This window comes from Aeromonas sp. Y318-3 (assembly GCF_027706185.1).
GTDB lineage: Bacteria > Pseudomonadota > Gammaproteobacteria > Enterobacterales > Aeromonadaceae > Aeromonas > Aeromonas veronii.
On the sequence record NZ_JAPDCN010000018.1, the window covers coordinates 35,680 to 55,361 of the forward strand.

Sequence of the window (19,682 nt, forward strand, 5' to 3'; positions counted from 1 at the left end):
ACCAACCGGAATCTGGTTGGCCAGGATAGGGGGCAATATATGGATCGGCATCATTTACTCCTGAATTTCAATCTTGCTGATGGTATTCGCTAACAGCGGGAGCGGCATCGCCCGCTCCCGTGCGTCAGTTTTGCGGAATGTAGAGCACCTGCCCTACCTGAATATTCCGCGACTTGAGCTTGTTGATCTCTACCAGCCGAGCCTGACTCACCCCATGTTTCTCGGCAAGGCGGGAGAGACTCTCGCCCCGCTTGACCACATGGCGGATCATCTGCGACTTGTCGTCACTGCGAACGGGGGCGGCAGCGCGGCTCTGCCCCTGCTGGGGGATATAGATGGTCTGACCAATCTGAATATCCCGGCTGCGCAGCTGGTTGATCTCCACCAGAGTGGACTGACTTACCCCATGCTTCTCGGCAAGGCGAGAGAGGCTCTCGCCCCGTTTGACCACATGGCGGAGCATCCGCGATTTGTCATAGTCCCCCACACTGCTGACCGGTGCACCGCTCTCTTGCGCTGCCGCCGAGTAAGGCTTGATCACCCCGGCTCCCGAGCCGGTCGCTGTGCCGCTATCGCGGGCAGTAGCGGGCATCTTGTTGGTCACCACCAGCTGCGACTGTGCCTGCCTGGGCTGGCTCACCGGCTGCCGAGCTACCGGTGCAGGGCGAGTAGCAGCAGGTTGGCTCACCTGCCCCTTGCCGGTCAGCATGGCCCCCTTGGTCGGGTGGGCTCGGTAGTAGTTGCGGATCCCCTCGAAGATGGCGCGGGCCAGCTGGTCCTGATAGCTGGCGGTAGCCAGCAGCTTCTCTTCCGCATGGTTGGAGATAAAACCGGTCTCCACCAGCACGGATGGAATATCCGGCGCCTTCAGCACCGCCAGACTGGCGTGTTCCGGCGCCTTCTTGTGCAGTCGGGCGACCTTGCCCATGGAGCGCAGGATTTGGCGGCTGACGTCATACCCTTCGGCACGGGACTTGTCCATGGAGAGGTCGAGGAAGGTCTGCGCCAGATAGGGATTGGGATCGGATTCCGCCAACACCTTGCCGACACCGCCCAGCAGCTCGCCCTGCTTCTCTTGCTTCTCCAGCCAGCTACCCATCTCGCGGTTGGCACGGTTGGTCGACAAGACCCAGACCGAGGCACCACGGGGAGTGGAGTTGTGGAAGCTGTCCGCATGGACCGATACCAGCAGATCCGCCTTGGCCTTGCGGGCAATCTCGGAGCGCTTGTTGAGGTCGACGAAGTAGTCGCCACGACGGGTCATCACGGCGCGCATCCCCGGCTCGCGGTCGATCAGTGCCGCCAGCTTCTGGGAGACCGCCAGCGTGACCCGCTTCTCGTAGGTGCGGCGCGGGCCGATGGAGCCCGGGTCTTCCCCGCCATGGCCCGGGTCGATGGCGATCACCACCCCCTTGCCCTTGCCACCGACAGGCGTGGACTGCACCGCAGCCGCCGAGCGCTTCTCTTCATAAGGAAGGTCGATGACCAGACGGTGGCCATAGGGCCCGGCTGGCGCCAGCGGAAAGACCACCGGCTTGATGGCGGAGCTGAGATCCATCACCAGCCGCAGACCGCCCTTCTCCAGCGGAGTGCTCTGGCGGATCTTGCGCACCAGTTCGCTGTTGTTCTCGATCCGCGCCAGATTGGCGGCGTTGCTCGCCCCTTTCAGATCGATCACCAGCCGATCCGGGCCGGTGAGGGTGAAATAGTTGAAGTTGGGGGCGCTGCTCATATCGAGCACCACCCGGGTGTTATCCGGTGATGGCCAGATTCGTACGCTCTTGAGCTGATTCGCCCAAGAGGGTAACGCCATCAAAGAGAGAGCAATAACAAGGATCAAGCGCACGTAGATGACAACCGTTCCAGAATGGCTTCGCCAATAGCAGTGCGAGCCTCTATCAGAACCTCGCGCTGCTCGCCTACATAGGTGAGGGTAATTTCCAGGTCGGGAGCCGGTAACCAGCCCTCGCCCTTCTCGGACCACTCCACCAGACAGAGAGTGTTGGCGGCAAAATAGTCCCGAATGCCCATGAATTCCAGCTCTTCCGGATCAGCCAGGCGATAGAGATCAAAATGGTAGACCTGCCAGCCATCGAGCTCATAGGGTTCGACCAGGGTGTAAGTCGGGCTCTTTACCTTGCCCTGATGGCCAAGGCCCTGCACCCAGCCGCGGGTCAGGGTGGTTTTACCGGCGCCAAGTGTGCCATGCAAAAACACTGTGGTCGCCTGCTGGCAGGCCTGTGCCAGACGGCCACCCAGTGCCACGGTTGCTGCCTCGTCCGGCAGTGTCATCATCAACTGTTTTGCCATGTTCTTCTTTTTAACTTGTAATGGTGTCGGGATTAACCAGTTTGCGGATCAGCGGCAGCAGATCTGACGCCAGCATGCCCCGTTCGCCGTCAGCGGCGGCCTGATCTGCAGCCTCGCCGTGGATCACGGCGCCCAGCCAGCTTGCCATGGTGGCAGACCAGCCCTGGGCCAAAAGGGCGGCGATTATACCAGATAACAGATCGCCCATGCCGCCACTTGCCATGCCGGGATTGCCTTCACAACAGAGAGCGACCCGCTCGCCGTCATAAATAAGTGTTCCCGCCCCTTTTAACAACACCACACCGCCATAACGCCGCTGCAGCGCCTGCACGGCGGCAAACCGGTCGGTTTCAATCTCGGCAATGGAGCATCCCAGCAAGCGCGCAGCTTCACCGGGATGGGGCGTGAGCACCCAATTATCCTGATGGCGGGGAGATTGCGCCAGCCAATTCAATCCATCGGCGTCCAAAACCAGTGGCAGCCGTTCGGTGAGATAACGGGTGATTTGTGCTCTTCCCCACTCATCCTGACCGAACCCGGGGCCAATGACCCGCACCGACGCCCACCCCTCGTCATCAGCGGTAGTGAGACTCATCAGTTCGGGTTGATAGAGGCTGACCGGTGGATGATCCGGATGCTGACACACCCGCACCAGCCCGGCCCCCGCCCGCAGGCAGGCGCGGGCCGCCAGCACGATGGCCCCCTGCATGCCGCGATTGCCCCCCACCAGCAGTACCTTGCCATAAGAGCCCTTGTGGGAAGCGCGCGGGCGCGGGGTCAACTGCGTGCTGAGCAGTGGATAATCGATACGCCAGGCGGCGGGCAGCATAGTGTCATCAGGCGTCACGCCAAGGGGATCACAATCGAGCTGACCGACACAATCCACCCCGTCGCCGGTGAGCATCCCTTGCTTGATACCGATAAAGGTGAGGGTGCGAGTAGCCTGCACCACGGACCCCATGGCACGGCCGGTATCGCCGTTGAGGCCGGAGGGGAGATCCACCGCCAGCACGGGCACAGCCAAGCCATTGATTGTTGCGACGATCTTTGTCAGTAGTGGCGAGAGGGAGGTGTTGACGCCGGTGCCAAGCAGGGCATCGACCACCAGATCCGGGGTGGAGTGCTGGTCCTTATCAAATTGCTCGGCCAGCCAGACCCGGCCACCGGCCGCCAGCCACTCATCGGCGGCCCGTCTGGCATCCCCCTTCAGCTGGTCGGGTGCCCTGGCGGCAATCACCACCACCTCGATGCCAATCTGGCGGGCAAGGCGGGCCAGCACATAGCCATCACCGCCGTTATTACCGGGGCCGACGAAGATCCACCAGCAGCGACTGTCGGGCCAATGCAGGGTGGCATAGGTGCGCAGCGCGGCACCGGCTCGCTCCATCAGGGCATAGAGAGGTTGCCCCTCACGCGCGGCCCAGTTGCGCTCCAGTGCGCGGATCTGTTCAGTCTGCCACAGCCCCTGTGGTAAACTGCCCCCCTCTTTTGTGCCCAACGCGCCCCTGATGATCTCTACCATGACGGCTCCCGCCTCTTATCAATCGACCCACGCCAGCAAACACCGGCCAGGCCAAGCCGCATGAGCGCACCTGACTTCCACCAGCTGGCTCACGATATCAAGCTCTGGGCACGAGAGCTAGGATTTGACCAGGCGGGCATCACCGACACCGATCTGCGTATCGAAGAGCCGAGATTGCAGGCCTGGCTGGATGCGGGCTATCACGGCAGCATGGATTACATGGCGCGCCACGGCATGATGCGCGCGCGCGCCCACGAGCTGTTGCCGGGCACGGTGCGGGTGTTGTCGGTGCGGATGAACTACCTGCCATTCGAGGCGGGCTTCGCCGCTACCCTGCGCGATCCGACCCTCGGCTACATCAGCCGCTATGCTCTCGGCCGTGACTACCACAAGGTGCTGCGCAACCGGCTCAAACAGCTGGGTGATCGCATCGAAGCGCGCTGCGCCGAGCTGTTTCAAGGCACTGAAGAGACCTTGGGTGAGTGGCGCCCCTTCGTTGACTCCGCCCCCATCCTCGAGCGGCCACTGGCGGCCAAGGCGGGCCTCGGCTGGGTTGGCAAACACTCACTGCTGCTCAACGAATCGGCTGGCTCCTTCTTCTTTCTCGGTGAGCTGTTGCTCAACCTGCCGCTGCCGCTCGACCAGCCCGTGGAGAAGGAGCAGTGCGGCAAGTGTGTCGCCTGCATCAACATCTGCCCGACCGGCGCCATTGTCGCCCCCTATGTGGTGGATGGCCGCCGCTGCATCTCCTATCTCACCATCGAGAATGATGGCCCTATTCCGGAAGAGTTCCGGCCCCTGATGGGCAACCGCATCTACGGCTGCGACGACTGCCAGCTTATCTGCCCCTGGAATCGCTACGCAGATGCCAGCCCGGAACCCGATTTTAGCCCCCGCCCCAGCCTGCACCGCCCGCCCCTGCTGGCGCTGTGGTGCTGGAGCGAGAGCGATTTTCTCAAGCAGACCGAGGGGAGCCCGATCCGCCGCATCGGCTACCAACGCTGGCGCCGCAATCTGGCGGTCGCCCTTGGCAATGGCCCGGCGACCCCCGAGGTGATAGCCGCCCTGCAACTGGGGCTGACCACCGCCGAGCCCATGGTGGCCGAACATATCGAATGGGCGCTGACCACCCTTGCCCGGCGTCAGGATGAAGAGAACAAGAAGACCCGTTTGCTGATCCGCTGCATCGAAAAAGGTTTGTCGGATCACGCATAAGTGATCTGCCCCTTGCCGGATTGCAGCACTTTTTTCATGCTCTGCCGACCTGCAGTGCCCATAACAGCATGGTCACTGCAAACTGGTCGGCACACAACAAGGACAACACAGATGCATATGTTGGGAGTGGATATTGGAGGCTCAGGGATCAAGGGCTGTCTGGTCGATACCAAAACCGGCGAATTGATTGGCGAGCGCCATCGCATTGCCACACCGCAACCGGCCACCCCGGCCGCCATCGCCCATACCCTCAAGGCGCTGGTCGAACACTTCGACTGGAAAGGACCGGTGGGCTGCGGTTTTCCTGCCACCATCCACAACGGGGTTGCCAAGAGTGCCGCCAACATCGACAAGAGCTGGATCGAAACCGATGCCGAGCATCTGTTTGCCGATGTCACCGGCAAGCCCTGCTATGTGCTGAATGATGCCGATGCAGCCGGTCTGGCCGAGATGCGCTTTGGCGCCGGCAAGGATCGCAAGGGGGTCATCATCCTCATCACGGTCGGTACCGGTATCGGCACCGCCATCTTCGTCAACGGCCATCTGCTGCCCAACACCGAGCTGGGCCATCTGATGCTGGAAGGAATGGTCGCCGAGCACTACTGCTCCGATGCGGCGCGCAAACGGGAAGATCTCTCCTGGAACCGCTGGGGCAAGCGTTTCAACAAGTATCTGGCACGCCTCGAGTTTCTCTTCTCCCCCGACCTCTTCATTCTGGGGGGCGGCAGCGCAGCCAAGCTGGATAAGTTTGTCGATCGCATCGAGACCCGGGCGCCGCTTATTCCGGCGGCCAGCCTCAATCAGGCGGGCATTATCGGGGCCGCCCTCTACGCGGCCGAGCAGCAGGGCTGACCGACGCTCACTGCAAGTCAGCAGATACCAATGGAAAGGGCCCGGCACTGCTGCCGGGCCCTTTTGTTTGGCCGTCATCTTGCGAGTTTGGCGCTTATCACCCGCTACATGTCGTCGAGTCGGTGCACTCCGTGCACCAGTCGGGTCAGGCGGGTCTGCTCCAGCCTGGCCAGATTCTCGAGCAAGGCGGTGGTGGCCGGTGTCGGGCACTCCCGGGCCAGATGACTCAGCTCGCCCACCAGCTGCTCTTCCCAGCGGCATACCTGAGTGACGATATCCTGGGTCTGGACTGATGCCGGCAGCTCGAAGCGGGTAATGGCAGGCAGCATATCCTCGCTGAAACTCTGGTTCAGCCAGGTCTCCCTGACCGCCTCTCCCAGCTGAGCAGCATATTCGTGTAGATGGGCACTGGCCGCATCCTCACGCCCTTGCAGATAGACCAGCAACATCCGGCTGCGTTCGCAGTCCACCTGACTGGTCAAACGCCCGTAACAGAGCCCGAGCTGGTGATGAACCTGTTCAAGATAGTGCAGCAACTCTTTGATCTGTTGGAATCTCATCGCACTGCCCTCCATGCTTGTCGACATCATCAGTATAAAAAACCGGCGCCACCGACCCAATCCCTATCCGAGCCCCCCTTGCGCTGCATCAAGGTTGACGCCGACAAAGTGGCCGCCAGGTGAGCCTGTCACGAATAGGGAACGATTTGTGCAGCAATTTGTGCAACGATGGAGGAACATTAAGCTCGACAGCAGATGTGAACAGAAACGGGCTGGCACACTAATAAAACCAGCATATACCCGATATAAACCATCTTTAATTCGGTTATCTGCCGCAGGGACGAAACAGGATCTGGCAGAGCAACACTACCATCCTGATCGTTATCCGCCTGACAGAAATCCTTATCAGTTTTTTAGACGTCTAGACGTAAAAACATGCGTTGACATGGCCATCCAGACATCTTAGCATCATCCTCCATGATGACAGAGTAACCCAGTGGAACCTCTGCCCAATTTCCCCGCCTGTAGCGCCCTGTGCTTTAAGGCTGTTAGCACGGAAGAATCCATGATTAAGTTGATCGGTCTCAACAAAGTCTACGGTACAGGCAGTGACGCCGTGCACGCCCTGCGTGATGTGAGTCTGCATGTACCCCAAGGCAAAATTTTCGGTGTGATCGGTGCCTCCGGTGCCGGCAAGAGTACCCTCATTCGTTGTGTCAACCTGCTGGAGCGCCCGACAGAGGGTCAAGTCATCGTTGATGGCCAGGATCTGGTCGCCCTGAACGAACGGGATCTGACCCAGGCTCGCCGCCAGATCGGGATGATTTTTCAGCACTTCAACCTGCTTGCCTCCCGCACCGTCTCCGCCAACATCGCCTTTCCGCTGGAGCTGGCGGGCTGGAGCAAAGAGAAGATCCAGCAACGGGTTGCCGAGCTGCTGGCACTGGTCGGGCTGGAAGCCCGTGCCCAGGCCTATCCGTCCGAGCTTTCCGGCGGTCAGAAACAGCGCGTCGCCATTGCCCGCGCACTGGCTCCGGCCCCCAAGGTACTGCTCTGCGACGAGGCCACCTCGGCCCTCGACCCGCAGACCACCCGCTCGATCCTGACCCTGCTCAAGGAGATCAACGTCAAGCTGGGGCTCACCATCCTGCTCATCACCCACGAGATGGATGTGGTGAAAGGGATCTGTGACGAAGTGGCCATCATCAGCGACGGCCGTCTGATCGAACAGGGCGAAGTGGCCTGGTTCTTCAGTAATGCCAAAACCCAGCTGGCGCGTGACTTCATCCACTCAACCATCCATTTGGAGGTACCGCAGGAGTATCAGGATCGGATGAGCAGTGAGCGGGTGCCGAGCAGCTACCCGCTGGTGAAGCTCGGCTTTACCGGCAGCACGGTTGATACGCCGCTGATTTCCGAGGCGAGCCGCCGTTTCAACATCGACATCAGCATTCTTAGCGCAGACATCGAATACGCCGGAGGCGTCAAATTCGGTTTCCTGCTGGCCGAGCTGTTCGGGGATGAGGCCCAGTGCGAGGCGACCCAGCAGTTCCTTATCGACAACCACATTCAGCTGGAGGTAATGGGTTATGTCCGAAGCCATGATTAATCTGCTCATCACGGCCCTGGGCGACACCCTGATCATGGTGTTTGCCTCCGCTCTGTTCGGCTGCCTGCTGGGTCTGCCGCTCGGCGTGGCACTGCATGTGACCAAGGCGGGCCAGATCCTGGCCAACCCCTTGCTCAACCGTACTCTGGGTATGGTGGTCAACGTGGGTCGCTCGGTGCCCTTTATCATCCTGCTGGTCGCGATTATTCCGCTGACCCGGCTGATTGTCGGCACCAGTATCGGCACCATCGCTGCCATCGTGCCGCTGACTGTCGGTTGCATCCCCTTCATCGCCCGTCTGGTGGAAGGGGCCCTGATGGAAGTACCGGACGGCCTGCTGGAAGCTGCCAAGGCGATGGGCGCCAAGCCGCTGCAAATTATCACCAAGGTGCTGCTGCCCGAGGCTCTGCCCGGCATCCTCAACAGTGTCACCATTACCCTCGTCACTCTGGTGAACTACTCGGCCATGGCCGGGGCCATCGGTGGCGGCGGTCTGGGAGATGTGGGTATTCGTTATGGTTATCAGCGCTTTGACCCGACCGTCATGCTGGTGACCGTGGTTATCCTGGTAGTACTGGTTCAACTTATCCAGAGCGCGGGTGAGCGCCTGGTCAACAAATGTGATCATCGTTAATCGTCGATTTCTGACAGGAGGTTTTATGAAATTTGGCATCAAATCCGTTGCGGCTGCCCTGCTGGCTGGTCTGGTTCTGGCCGGTTGCGGTCAAAAAGAAGAGAGCAAGGTTCTGAAAGTGGGCGCTATTGCCGGCCCGGAGACCGAACTGGTTGAAGTGGCTGCCAAGGTAGCCAAAGAGAAATACGGTCTGACAGTCGAGGTGGTCAACTTCTCCGACTACGTCACCCCGAACGTGGCGCTTAACGATGGGAGCATCGACGTCAACGCTTTCCAGCACAAACCCTATCTGGATGCACAAGTGCGTGATCGCGGCTTCAAGCTGGTGCCGGTTGGCAACACCTTCGTCTACCCGATTGCCGGTTACTCCAAGAAGATCAAGGCGCTGAGCGAACTGCAAGATGGCGCCCAGATCGCGGTACCGAACGATCCGACCAACCTGGGCCGCTCCCTGATCCTGCTGGCCAAACAGGGTCTGATCACCCTGAAGGATGGCGCCGGTCTGGAAGCCACCGTGCTGGATATCGCCAGCAACCCGCGTAACTTCAAGATTGTGGAACTGGAAGCAGCCCAACTGCCGCGCTCGCTGGAAGACGTGGACTTGGCCATCATCAACAACACCTTCGCCGGTCAGATTGGTCTGACCCCGACCGAGAACGGCCTGTTTGTTGAGGACAAAGAGTCCCCCTACGTCAACCTGATCGTCGCCCGCGACAACAACAAGGATGACGAGAAGGTCAAACAGTTCGTACAAGCTTTCCAGACCGATGATGTTTACAAGAAAGGTCTCGAGCTGTTCAAAGGTGGCCTGGTAAAAGGTTGGTAATTGCTCACTCGGCAAAAAAGGCCACGCAATGCGTGGCCTTTTTTATTGGCGCCGCTATCATATCCGCGAGCACGGCAACACGAACATACTCATAACATGAAAAAATGGTATCTGGCCTACTGCAAGCCAAAAGAAGAGGCCCGCGCCCGCGCCCACCTCGATGCCCAGGGTATCGAATCCTATTACCCCATGGTGGAGATCGAGAAGCTGCGCCGGGGTAAGCGAGTTCCGGTACGGGAACCCATGTTCCCCAACTATCTGTTTATCTTCGTTGATTTGGAAGAGGTGACACCGGTCACCCTGAAATCAACCCGCGGCATCAGCAGAATCATCCACTTTGGCAGTGAATGGACCCCCATCAGCAGCAAGCTGGTCTATCAGCTGATGAGCCGCGATGACAGCGACGAGGCGAGAGCCAGCTACGCCAGCCTGCCCTGCTCGGGCGACAAGGTGCTGATTGAAGAGGGGCCACTTGCCGGCTTCGAAGCCATCTATATGGAGCCGGATGGAGAGAAACGGGCGATTTTGCTGGTCAGCCTGCTCAACCGGGAGACTACCAGCAGCTTCGACAACCACACCTTCAGACGTCTGGACTAAACCCACGGGCCAGACGGCTCGGTAAATGGCAATAGCAATGGCGGGATGATCCCGCCATCTCATGCATCAAGATCAAAGCGGGCGATGACCGCCTTCAGCTTGCCGGTATCACCAGCCAGTCTGGCTACGATCTCCTCCCCCTGCTGACTGCGCTGACAGGATTGCCGACTGAGCGCGGCAATGTCGTCGACCGTCCCGGATACCTCGGCGGCCACCCGCGACTGCTGCTCGGTTGCCACAGAAATGGCCTCCAGCTGGCCCGACAGCGACTGCACCAGCTGGTTCATGGCACTAAGGGTATCGGTCACCAATCCGACTGCATCCCGCCCTTGCTCTACCAACCGGGTACCGCTGCTGACGGTGCTCACCGTCTGGCGAGTCTGCTGGGAGATGGCCGCAATAGTCTGGCTGATCTCGGCGGTGGATTGATGGGTGCGGGTTGCCAGCTGGCGAACCTCATCGGCCACCACAGCAAAACCACGCCCCTGCTCGCCTGCCCGCGCCGCTTCTATCGCCGCATTGAGTGCCAGCAGATTGGTCTGCTCGGCTATAGTGGCGATCACCTCGGTGATCTGCCCCACCTGTTCACTCTGATGCTCCAGCAGCCTCATGGCTTCGTTGGCCTGTCCAATCATGGCGGCAATCTGCTGCATGGTATCGCTCATTCGTGCCAGCGCGGCCTCTCCCTGACGGGTCTGCTGCCGCACCTGATGGGCACCATCCGCCACACTGGCAATGTTACCAGCCACATCACGGGCGCTAACCGACATCTGATCGATAGCCGCCGCCACCGCATCGACCCGCTGATCCTGCTCCGTCAGATCCGCCACTATGGCTCTGGTAGTGCTGCCCACATCGAGACAGGCCACCTCGACCTGCCCCACAGCCCCCTGCAACTCCCCGACCAGATGATGTAACTGGGCAGACATCCGGTTGATGGAACCGGTCAATTCTCCCAACTCATCCTGCCCTGTGATTGGCAAGGGCTCGGCCGCCAGCCGGCCATCCGCAACCTGCCCCGCCCGGGTCACCAGACAGGTAATGTCACGGGTCAGACGGTGACTAAAGAGCCATGCGACCACCATGCCAAGCACGATGGCGCTGCCGGTAGCCAACAGCAGTGTCTGGTTGATAGCCCTCCCGGCTCCGGTCATCTGCGCCGAAATCAGCTCCACCTCGGCGCGGGTTTTCTCCACCTGCTGGACCAGCTGCTCGCTGAGGCTGGACTGCATCGGCTCGATGTCGGTGGCCATCAGGTAGTTTGCCTGATCCCAATCCGGCGCCTGGCGCTTCTCGATCACCTGCCCCACCAGCTCGGAGAAGGGGGTCGCCATCTCTTCAAACAGCTGCCAGAGGCTCTGCTGGGTGTCGGTAAAGAGCGCGGCTTGCTGTTTCACCTCAGCCACCCGCTGCTGATGAAACTGGAAGTAATCCTGATATTTGCTGCGGTATTCGGGATCGCCTGAGATAAGAAAATCCCGCAGTGCGGAGAGGGAATTGGCGAGGCTGTTGTAGGCATCCCCCACCTGTTTGAGCAGCATGCGGCGATCGCCGGAGAGTTGATCCTGCGGAGTGCCAACTTCTTCATTGGCAAAGGATTGCAACTGATCGAGCGCCGCCTCCGCCAGCGGCCCCGCCTCCTGCAACATCAGGGTGTGAGCGGGCAGATTCTCTTCGCTCTGGGCGATAGTCCACACCTTCTCCTGATGGCTTTTGAAGGTCTCGAGAGACTTGGCGAGCGTCGGACTGAAGGCCTGATGGGCAATGGCCTGCCAGGCCGACTCCCACTCCTGCTTGAGGCGGGAGGCCTGAGCCGGATCCTTGCCGAGGATCAGATATCCACGCAGGGCAGAAACGGTGGCCACCAGCGCCTTCTGGCTCGCCTCATCCCGCTGCAAGGCGGGCAGCGCCTGCTCCAGCAGGGTGTGTTGGGCCTGATTGATCTGGGTCAGCCGGTAATAGACCAGCGTGGAGGAGAGCAGGATCAGCAGGTTGATAAAACCGAAGCTGAGCAGCAACTTGCTTGAGATTTTCATGAACATCCTTGTTCAAACGGAGGGATCCAGCCAACAGAATCAGATAGATATCAGTGTAGGCAATCTATCTTGCCAAGTCCGGTGCCAATTAGCCAATTCACTGCGCGGCATAGGGCGGGCAGAGAAAAATCCCTGACAGAGGTCGCAACCGAGTTGGGCCAGCACTCGCCAGGTTGCCTCATCCTCTACCCCTTCCGCCACCGACTTCAGCCCCAGCTTGCGGGCCAACTCGATACTGGACTCGATGATAGCCAAACGTGACGGATCGGCATGGCAGCGATCGACGAAAGAGCGATCCAGCTTGAGTTCGGTGAACGGCAACAGTGCCAGCTGCTGCATCGAGGAGTAGCCGGTACCAAAATCATCGATGGAGAGGCCAAAGCCATGCATCCTTAGCCGGGTCAGCACCTCCAGAGATTTGCCCAGATCCTGCACGAATGCGCTCTCGGTCACCTCCAGAGTGATAAGCTCCGGATTGATACTCCAGCGCTTGCACTGATCAATCAATAAGTTGCAAAGATCCCCTTCAATGAGTGAGGTGGTGGAGAGGTTCATCGACAGATTGAGTGACAACCCGGTTTCCTCCCATAAATGACCATCACTCAGAGATTTGCTGATGATCACCTCGGTCAACGGATCGATAAGCCCGTTGCTCTCCGCCAGTGAAATAAAACGCCCGGGCGGGATCAGGCCAAACTCGGGGTGTTGCCAGCGAGCCAACGCCTCCATCCCGACCCATTCGCCGGATGCAAAACTCACCTTGGGCTGATACCAGGGCAGCAGTTGATCTTGTTCGATCGCCCGACGCAACTCATCGAGTCCTATTCTGTGCCCCTCTTCCTCCCTGAGGGGTTCCTGCCGGGGTGACCAAGCCTGGATAAGCCGCTGGAGCTGCTGCGGCGTTGGGGGTTTCTCTATGCGACCGAGCACCTGCAGGCCATAAGCGGTACTCATACGCAATACGGCTTCGACCACATCCCCCTCAAGCGCGCTGGAGAGGATAATGCCGCCCTGAAAACCACCCAGCGACAGGCGGCGCAACAGCGCCATGCCATCCATTCCGGGCATTCGCAGATCGCAAAACAGGATATCGACGTTGTGTTGCTGGCTAAGCGCCAACGCCTCGATACCATCAACCGCTTCCAGCAGATTCTGGTAACCCAGGCTGCGGATCTGGTGCAGCAGCGCCTTGCGCTGAAATCCATGGTCTTCCACGACCATGATGACCAACTCATGTTGTGCTTTTTTCATCGAGCCATAATCCAATGTCGTGGGCAATCGCCGTCATCAACCTCTGCACTGTGCTGACCAGATCGTCGAGCTCGTCGAGCCGCTTCAATCGCGCTGCCGATTCCAGCATGGCAGCCTGGCTGGCAAGCTCCTCCAACCCGACCATTCGGGCAGCCCCCTTGATCCGGTGGGCTGTCTCTACCAAAGCGCTGGCATCATGACAAATAAGCGCTGCCATCATGGCCTCGCCATCCTGCCGGTTGGAATCGAGATACTCCACCGCCATGGCTCGCGCGGTCAGCTCGTCACCAAACAGCGCCAACCAGCGCTCAGCCTGCATGCCTGTAGCCCCAACAACGGGCGCAACCGCGCTTCTGGTTGGCGTCTTCTCTGCCAGCCAATGGGCCAGCATCTGGCGCAAGATATCCAGCGGGTAGGGCTTCAGTAACATGTCACTCATGCCAGCCTCTACCATACGAGCACTCGCCTCTTCCGACGTATCTGCCGTTACCCCTATGATGGGGGCCGTCACTCCCGCAGCCCGCAGCGCCTTGGTCAGAGCATAACCATCCATCACCGGCATATGGCAATCAGTCAACAGCAGGGAGAATTGCTGTCCCTGCCAGGCCCGCAGAGCCTTCTCGCCATCTTCCACAACCTGAGCCTCGATACCAAGAATGGCCAACTGCCGTGCCAACAAGGCACGATTGACCGGATGATCATCGGCCACCAATACTTTGCCACCCAGCTTCTCTGCAAGCGCAGGGAGGATTGGTGTGACCCGCTCCTGTAGCAATTCGTGGCAGCTCTCCAGCAGAAGATCCGGATAGAGAGGAGATAGACCCAGGCGCCACCATTTCTGTTCACCAATTCGACCCCGTAACGCCTCATCGGGTGACGCTATGATCCCCTTCAGCGCAGAGTGTTGCAGCCAGCTTTGCCATTCCCCCCCCAGCGCTTGCTCAAGCCACCGTTGATCGGCCAACAGCAACCCTTCCAGTGAGCGACTGAGCTCACTGGCCCCCAAGTACCTGAGCTTGGCCCCCTGCCGCACCATGGCCGCTTCGAGGTTGGTGTCATCGCTGAAAAACCACCATTCTGTGTCTGCCAGAGCAGGGGGATCCCACTGCGGATTGGTTAGCGGCACGGTGAAGCGGAAGCAGGAGCCCTCTCCTGCCTTGCTGGTCAGTGTCAGTGCCCCCCCCATTTTGCATACCAGCTGCTCACAGATTGCCAACCCCAGTCCGGTGCCACCAAAACGACGGTTGATATCTGACTCCACCTGCTCAAAAGGCGTGAACAGCAGCGCCTGCTTCTCTTCGGCAATCCCGATACCGGTGTCACTGACACTGATGGTCAGTTGCTCACTCAGATAGCTGACCCGGATAGTAATACCCCCTTGTTCGGTAAACTTCACCGCATTGTTGAGCAGGTTTGAGATGACCTGACCAATACGCACCCCATCGATGTCGGCCCAATCCGGCACATGATGCTCCCACTCCAGCACCACGTGGAGCCCCTTGTTATGAGCCAGTGTCGCATGGCCACGAATGGCATCGCAGATCACCGTTTGCAACCGGCTGCTCTGGTAATTCAACTGCAACTGACCCGCTTCTATCTTGGAGAAATCGAGGATGTCATTGACCAGATAGAGCAGGTTATTGGTCGAGGTGACCACATTGCGCACCATAAAACGCTGGTCGTCGTTAAGCTCGCTCATTTGCAGCAATTCGAGCATGCCATGCATGCCTGAGATGGGTGTTCGTAGTTCATGGCTCATGGTTGCCAAAAAGCGGCTGCGAGCCTGCATCGCCTGCTCGGCATAGGCGCGAGCTTCGCGCAGCTCATATTCCTGTTGCTTGAGGGCAGTGATGTCCTGAATCACCCCGTTAAGGATCAGTGCCTGCTGCTCCTGTCTGACAAAGTTGCCACGCACTTGCAGATAGCGATCTCCATCAGGTCGCTCCACCTTGACCTCCAGGTCGAGGGGAGCCAGAGTCTCGGCATGATTGGCCACCTTACTGACAAAATCCTGCAGCGCCTCTTCGGTAAAGCCGAACACCTCACCACCCGATTCGGCATTGAACAGCTCCTGCCGGGAAGCCCCGAGGATCTCGCTGGCCCCCTGAGAAGCATACAAAAACCGCCCCTTGCCGGGTCCTTGCCACAAATACTGATAGACCACCCCAGGCATGCTGTCGGTAATCTGGGTAAGGCGATTTTCAGCCTGACGGGCGCGCTCCTCCGCCTCCTTGATCCGGCTGACATCGGTCAATACTGTCAACACCCCCAGCATATTGCCATCGGGATCGCGATAAGGGCGTTTGGCATAGATAACATGGCAGGGCGTACCATCAGCTCGCAGGTTACTGCCTGCACCCTCCAGATCCTGTCCGGTCTGCCACACCAAACGCTCTTCTTCCAACACACTGTTTCTGAGAGTCTCTGGCATGTTTTGCAGCTCCTCACTGCTACTGCCAGCACCAAGGAAAGCATCGCGGTAGGCCTGATTGCACAAGGTGATCCGCTGCTCGCTATCACGTAGCGCCACCATGGTTGGCAGTGAGTTGAGCAAGGTCTGCACAAACAGCAACTGTTCGTTCAGCTTGTCCTCTGCGATTTTGCGCTGCGCAATCTGGCGACGCAAACTGCGAGCCCAGAACATCACCAGCAAACCGCTGACGAGCAAGGCGCCCCCCCCTATGGCCAACCATTTGTAAATCAGGGTGTAATCAGACTCGATATTGACCGACACATTGAGCCAGCGTCGTTCCAGCAGTTGCCACTCCTCATCCGTTATGGTCAGCAACAACTTGTCCATGATGTGGAGCAACTCGGGCTGAGCATTATCGACGGCCATACTGATAGGTACGGAAAATTCGGGGGAACTCAGCACTACCTGATACTTATCATTGAAACCCTTCATCGCCTGCTGTCCCAGATTGGTCATGGTCAACAGCACATATTCGGCTCGCCCAGTATCAAGCAAGGTCAGTAAATCGGCATCTTTGCCTACTTCGATAATATTGGCGCCCAGCGCGTGAATGAGAGAGGCTTCGTAAGAGCCCGTCACACCACCAATCAGACGCCCTTTCAGCTCGACCAACGACTTCAGCGGACGAGCACCGTGTCTGGCTACGACATAGCTGTCGAACTTCAGATAGGAGGAGGTAAAAGAGGCAAAGGACTGACGATCCTTGAGCGGTGTCATCAAGAGAATAAGGTCCACTTTATGCTGTTTCAGCAGTTTAAGTGACTCCTGCCAGGTATTTGTCGACACCAGCTCAAAGCGGATTCCGGAGCGCAGACTCAATAACTTCATCAGGTCTGCCGTATAGCCATGCAATTCACCTTCGTCATCGATTTCGCTGATGCCGGCAAATCCGGGGGCAACGGCGAACTTGATCACCTTGTTTCTCTGCTTCAGCCAACTAGCCTCATCTGGTTCCAACAACAGACCAGCGTTGGCGCGCTCATCTTCCTGATGCAACCTTAGTCGTGAGTCTGCAACGGGTATCCGTTGATATGCCTGCCAAAGCTTCTCACTCAGTTCTGGCTGGCGGGAGCTGGTCGCCATCGTCAGCGTGCTGCCAGAAAGCCACCCAGGAGCGACAACCCCCATTGATGCTGGCATTCTCTCCATCTTAAGGGTAACAATTGGACCCAACTCAAGATATGCATCGACAGCGCCCAGCTTGACCATATAGGTCGCCTCAGTGCGGCTCTCCAGCTCAGTTACATCAGAGATCCCCAAACGAGCCAATTCATTACAACTGCCAAACCCGCGAATACAGACCCAGCGTAACTTGCGCGCCTGCTCCAGGGTCAATTGCTGATCCGGAGTATGCATTAAAATGGAGCGGGCAAATGAACCGATACTGCCGATATGGTTTATCCCCTTCAGCTCAAGAGCATTACGTTCGACTCCGATTAATGCATCGATCTGGCCGCCTTGGAGAGCAATCTGGGCATCTACGTAGGAGTTGTAGGAGATATAGCGCAGGGACACGCCCATTTCGGCTGCAATGCGCGAGGCCAACTCCTTGAGTGGACCGGCATAACGCTGGTTGGGGAGTTGATAGATGAAAGGGGGATAACCACCACGGGGTACCCCGACCAGCAGCTCCTTTTGTGCGGAGATTTCGTTACTTGTGCTCTCATCTTGCGGCTGGGGAGCCGCAACAGCCAACATGCCTGAAAACAACAGCAAAATGGGAAGAAAAAGCTGACGAAGGAGTGGCATAAGGTCTTGTCCTGATGAGTAAAACAGATAGGGCTGCCACCTCTAATCTTGCAGATCCTGACGACGCAAGGCGAGAAAACAATCACAGCTGTTACAAAGAGGGCGGAGAGGATAATACTGAGTCACCAACATGTGAACCTGGAATCAACCATAAGATGGAAAAATGGCAAGCATGCAGCCTGCCATTTCACTAGCGAGGGGGATCTTATTCTCCCCTTCGCGATCAGGTTATTCGATTCCCGAGGCGGAAGCCGGTTTGATACTCCCGCTCGCGAACGAGGGCGATTTGACCCTGATATCCTTCCAGCCCGATATCCCTGAGCAGGGCGGGCGACAGATTGACCTGCACGAGACGACGCTCGACCCGGGCAATCCTTCTCTGGACCAGGGATTCAACACTGCGCAGTAAAACCAGTTCGATAGACATGACATTCTCCAGTTGAACATGCGGTTCTCCCGGAGAAAGTGGATATCACCCTGCGGGACGAACCGCGGGTGATAAAAAGACAGGGGTTACCTGTTTACGCCACGCGGTAAAAGAGCACGAGATTTCACGCCGCACGCAGTGCCGCGAGAGAATGCAATATTAAGCATCAGATGTTGCATATTCGTCTCCTTACCGGATAAAAGTTGAACAGGTTGCAGAAGTCTAAAAAATATCCGAATTTAAAACAAGCCTCTTGCGACTCCTTTTTAAACGTTTTTACGGCATTTTATGCTGCCCGACAGGGAGCTTGGGGCATCAGATCCCCGAGAGTAGCCGGTACTCTTCCAGTACATAGGTATCCGTCATGCCGCTGACATAATCGAGCAGCAGCCGCACCCGGTAATACCACTCCTGCTCGTTCTGGCAGGCAAAGCGCGGATCCGGGGTGGCGATCGCCAATCGATAGGCCTTGAGATGGCGGGCCGAGAGACGGTGATAGAGGCGGCGCGCAAAGAAAAGCGTCTGACTCCCCTCCCCGGCCAGCAGACGGGCAAACTGTGGCGCTGGCAGCGACAACAGGCAGGCATAACTGGTCAGCACCCCGCGCAGCGCCGCATACCCCTCCAGCTCAAGCGCTTCCACCTCGGGGCGCATAAAGACCAGCTCGCGGGCCACCCGTTTGAGGATATCGAGCACCCGCGCCGCCGGCGCCTGACCGTGCAGCAGCGCTTGCGGATAGGATCCCTGCAAAATGGCCTGATGTTCGCTGACATAGCTTTGTGCCGCCAGCGCCACCAGATCCCGGGTCAGTTGCTGGCGAAAATGGGGGAAAAAGCCCCGACCACTGGCAAGCGCGTCATCCAGCAAGGTGCCCATGTAGTCACTCTGGTCAGCAGCTCGCAGCGCCGCCAGCAGTTCACCCTGAGTCAGGATCCTCCGATCTACCGCATCTTCCAGATCGGCGATGCAGTAGGAGATGTCATCGGCCGCCTCCATGATGTAAACCAGCGGATGACGGCAGCCGGGGGCCAATCCCAGGCTCTGACCGAGGGCCCGGTAGAGCGGCTGCTCGCTAAAGAAGATACCCCGCTTGCTGCTCCAGCCATGATGTTGGCCATAGCTCACCCCGGGTTGCGGCTGCTGCGGGTATTTGCAGAGCGCCGCCAGTTGCCCGAGCGTCAGATTGAGCTCGTGCAGACTGTGCACCAGCCGCAAGCTCTGGGCGTTGCCATCAAACAGTTGCAGATCCTGACGCAGCTCAGCCCACTGGGTCGAGGGGGGCTGCGCCAGCGCCTGCTGATAGAGGGGATCCAGCATCTCGCCGAGCCACTGGCTCATCACCTGCTCGCCAAAGTGGCCAAACGGCGGGTTGCCCACGTCATGAAGCAGGCAGGACATCTCCACCAGATTGATAAAGGCCCCTTCGCAGACCATCCCGACTGGCAAGGCGGCCAGAATACGACGGCTGATCTGGCGACCGGTCTCCTGCACCTCCAGCGAGTGGGTGAGGCGGCTGCGCACCGAGGCCTTCACATCGAGCGGAAAGACCTGGGTCTTCTGCTGCAACCGGCGTACCGGTGCCGCCTGCACGATACGGGCGCGATCCTGCTCGGTCGCCTCCAGCAGATCCTCGTCTCCCCAAGGGTGGATGCGCGCAGGGGTAATCAAACGGCTATACATC

General features: G+C 58.8%; 15 protein-coding genes. 6 read left to right on the forward strand and 9 right to left on the reverse strand.

Annotated elements, in window-relative coordinates; translation table 11 throughout:
* Positions 1 to 124 precede the first annotated feature (124 nt).
* From OKB77_RS19945 to OKB77_RS19955, 3 genes are read right to left on the reverse strand one after another with little or no spacing between them, the layout of a single operon-like run.
* A complete protein-coding gene (locus tag OKB77_RS19945) occupies positions 125 to 1,813 on the reverse strand; it encodes an N-acetylmuramoyl-L-alanine amidase (protein WP_234915415.1) in 1,689 nt (562 codons plus the stop codon).
* 23 nt (positions 1,814 to 1,836) lie between these two features.
* Positions 1,837 to 2,310: a tRNA (adenosine(37)-N6)-threonylcarbamoyltransferase complex ATPase subunit type 1 TsaE gene (gene tsaE, locus OKB77_RS19950; protein ID WP_005339056.1), complete on the reverse strand. Its 474-nt coding sequence runs from the start codon at positions 2,308 to 2,310 to the stop codon at positions 1,837 to 1,839.
* A 10-nt stretch (positions 2,311 to 2,320) separates the two neighbouring features.
* Positions 2,321 to 3,832: an NAD(P)H-hydrate dehydratase gene (locus OKB77_RS19955; protein WP_199415549.1), complete on the reverse strand. Its 1,512-nt coding sequence runs from the start codon at positions 3,830 to 3,832 to the stop codon at positions 2,321 to 2,323.
* Positions 3,833 to 3,892: 60 nt separating this feature from the next.
* Here OKB77_RS19955 and queG point away from each other — a divergent pair, with 60 nt between their 5' ends.
* On the forward strand, positions 3,893 to 5,047 hold the full coding sequence (gene queG, locus OKB77_RS19960; protein ID WP_064338721.1) for a tRNA epoxyqueuosine(34) reductase QueG: 1,155 nt from the start codon (positions 3,893 to 3,895) through the stop codon (positions 5,045 to 5,047).
* Positions 5,048 to 5,158: 111 nt separating this feature from the next.
* The gene (gene ppgK / locus OKB77_RS19965) at positions 5,159 to 5,899 is read left to right on the forward strand and encodes a polyphosphate--glucose phosphotransferase (RefSeq protein WP_005339062.1); all 741 of its coding nucleotides are present in this window, start codon (positions 5,159 to 5,161) and stop codon (positions 5,897 to 5,899) included.
* 104 nt (positions 5,900 to 6,003) lie between these two features.
* Here the strand turns inward: ppgK and OKB77_RS19970 are convergent, their stop codons facing one another.
* Entirely contained in the window at positions 6,004 to 6,459 is a 456-nt protein-coding gene (locus OKB77_RS19970) for a hypothetical protein (RefSeq protein ID WP_164537645.1), read from the reverse strand.
* 505 nt (positions 6,460 to 6,964) lie between these two features.
* Here OKB77_RS19970 and metN point away from each other — a divergent pair.
* The 4 genes from metN to rfaH all read left to right on the forward strand — a co-directional run bounded on the left by metN (position 6,965) and on the right by rfaH (position 10,065).
* Positions 6,965 to 8,008: a methionine ABC transporter ATP-binding protein MetN gene (metN, locus tag OKB77_RS19975; RefSeq protein WP_265776340.1), complete on the forward strand. Its 1,044-nt coding sequence runs from the start codon at positions 6,965 to 6,967 to the stop codon at positions 8,006 to 8,008.
* Positions 7,989 to 8,642, forward strand: a complete 654-nt coding sequence (locus OKB77_RS19980) for a methionine ABC transporter permease (RefSeq protein ID WP_005339070.1) — start codon at positions 7,989 to 7,991, stop codon at positions 8,640 to 8,642. Before metN ends, OKB77_RS19980 begins: the two co-directional genes overlap by 20 nt.
* Positions 8,643 to 8,667: 25 nt before the next feature.
* On the forward strand, positions 8,668 to 9,468 hold the full coding sequence (gene metQ, locus OKB77_RS19985) for a methionine ABC transporter substrate-binding lipoprotein MetQ (RefSeq protein ID WP_005339072.1): 801 nt from the start codon (positions 8,668 to 8,670) through the stop codon (positions 9,466 to 9,468).
* A gap of 96 nt (positions 9,469 to 9,564) precedes the next feature.
* Positions 9,565 to 10,065, forward strand: a complete 501-nt coding sequence (rfaH, locus tag OKB77_RS19990; RefSeq protein ID WP_005339074.1) for a transcription/translation regulatory transformer protein RfaH — start codon at positions 9,565 to 9,567, stop codon at positions 10,063 to 10,065.
* Positions 10,066 to 10,124: 59 nt separating this feature from the next.
* On the opposite strand, the gene OKB77_RS19995 is transcribed toward rfaH, so the two are convergent.
* From OKB77_RS19995 to dgt, 5 genes are all read right to left on the reverse strand, one after another.
* The gene (locus OKB77_RS19995; protein ID WP_265776339.1) at positions 10,125 to 12,101 is read right to left on the reverse strand and encodes a HAMP domain-containing methyl-accepting chemotaxis protein; all 1,977 of its coding nucleotides are present in this window, start codon (positions 12,099 to 12,101) and stop codon (positions 10,125 to 10,127) included.
* Positions 12,102 to 12,140: 39 nt separating this feature from the next.
* Complete coding sequence (locus OKB77_RS20000; protein WP_265776338.1) at positions 12,141 to 13,352, reverse strand: EAL domain-containing response regulator; 1,212 nt, start codon at positions 13,350 to 13,352, stop codon at positions 12,141 to 12,143.
* Positions 13,333 to 17,574: an ATP-binding protein gene (locus OKB77_RS20005; RefSeq protein WP_270818262.1), complete on the reverse strand. Its 4,242-nt coding sequence runs from the start codon at positions 17,572 to 17,574 to the stop codon at positions 13,333 to 13,335. The genes OKB77_RS20000 and OKB77_RS20005 overlap by 20 nt, the downstream gene beginning before the upstream one ends.
* Positions 17,575 to 17,797: 223 nt before the next feature.
* A complete protein-coding gene (locus tag OKB77_RS20010; protein ID WP_005349248.1) occupies positions 17,798 to 18,001 on the reverse strand; it encodes a hypothetical protein in 204 nt (67 codons plus the stop codon).
* A gap of 315 nt (positions 18,002 to 18,316) precedes the next feature.
* A complete protein-coding gene (gene dgt / locus OKB77_RS20015; RefSeq protein WP_265776336.1) occupies positions 18,317 to 19,681 on the reverse strand; it encodes a dGTPase in 1,365 nt (454 codons plus the stop codon).
* Position 19,682 lies beyond the last annotated feature (1 nt).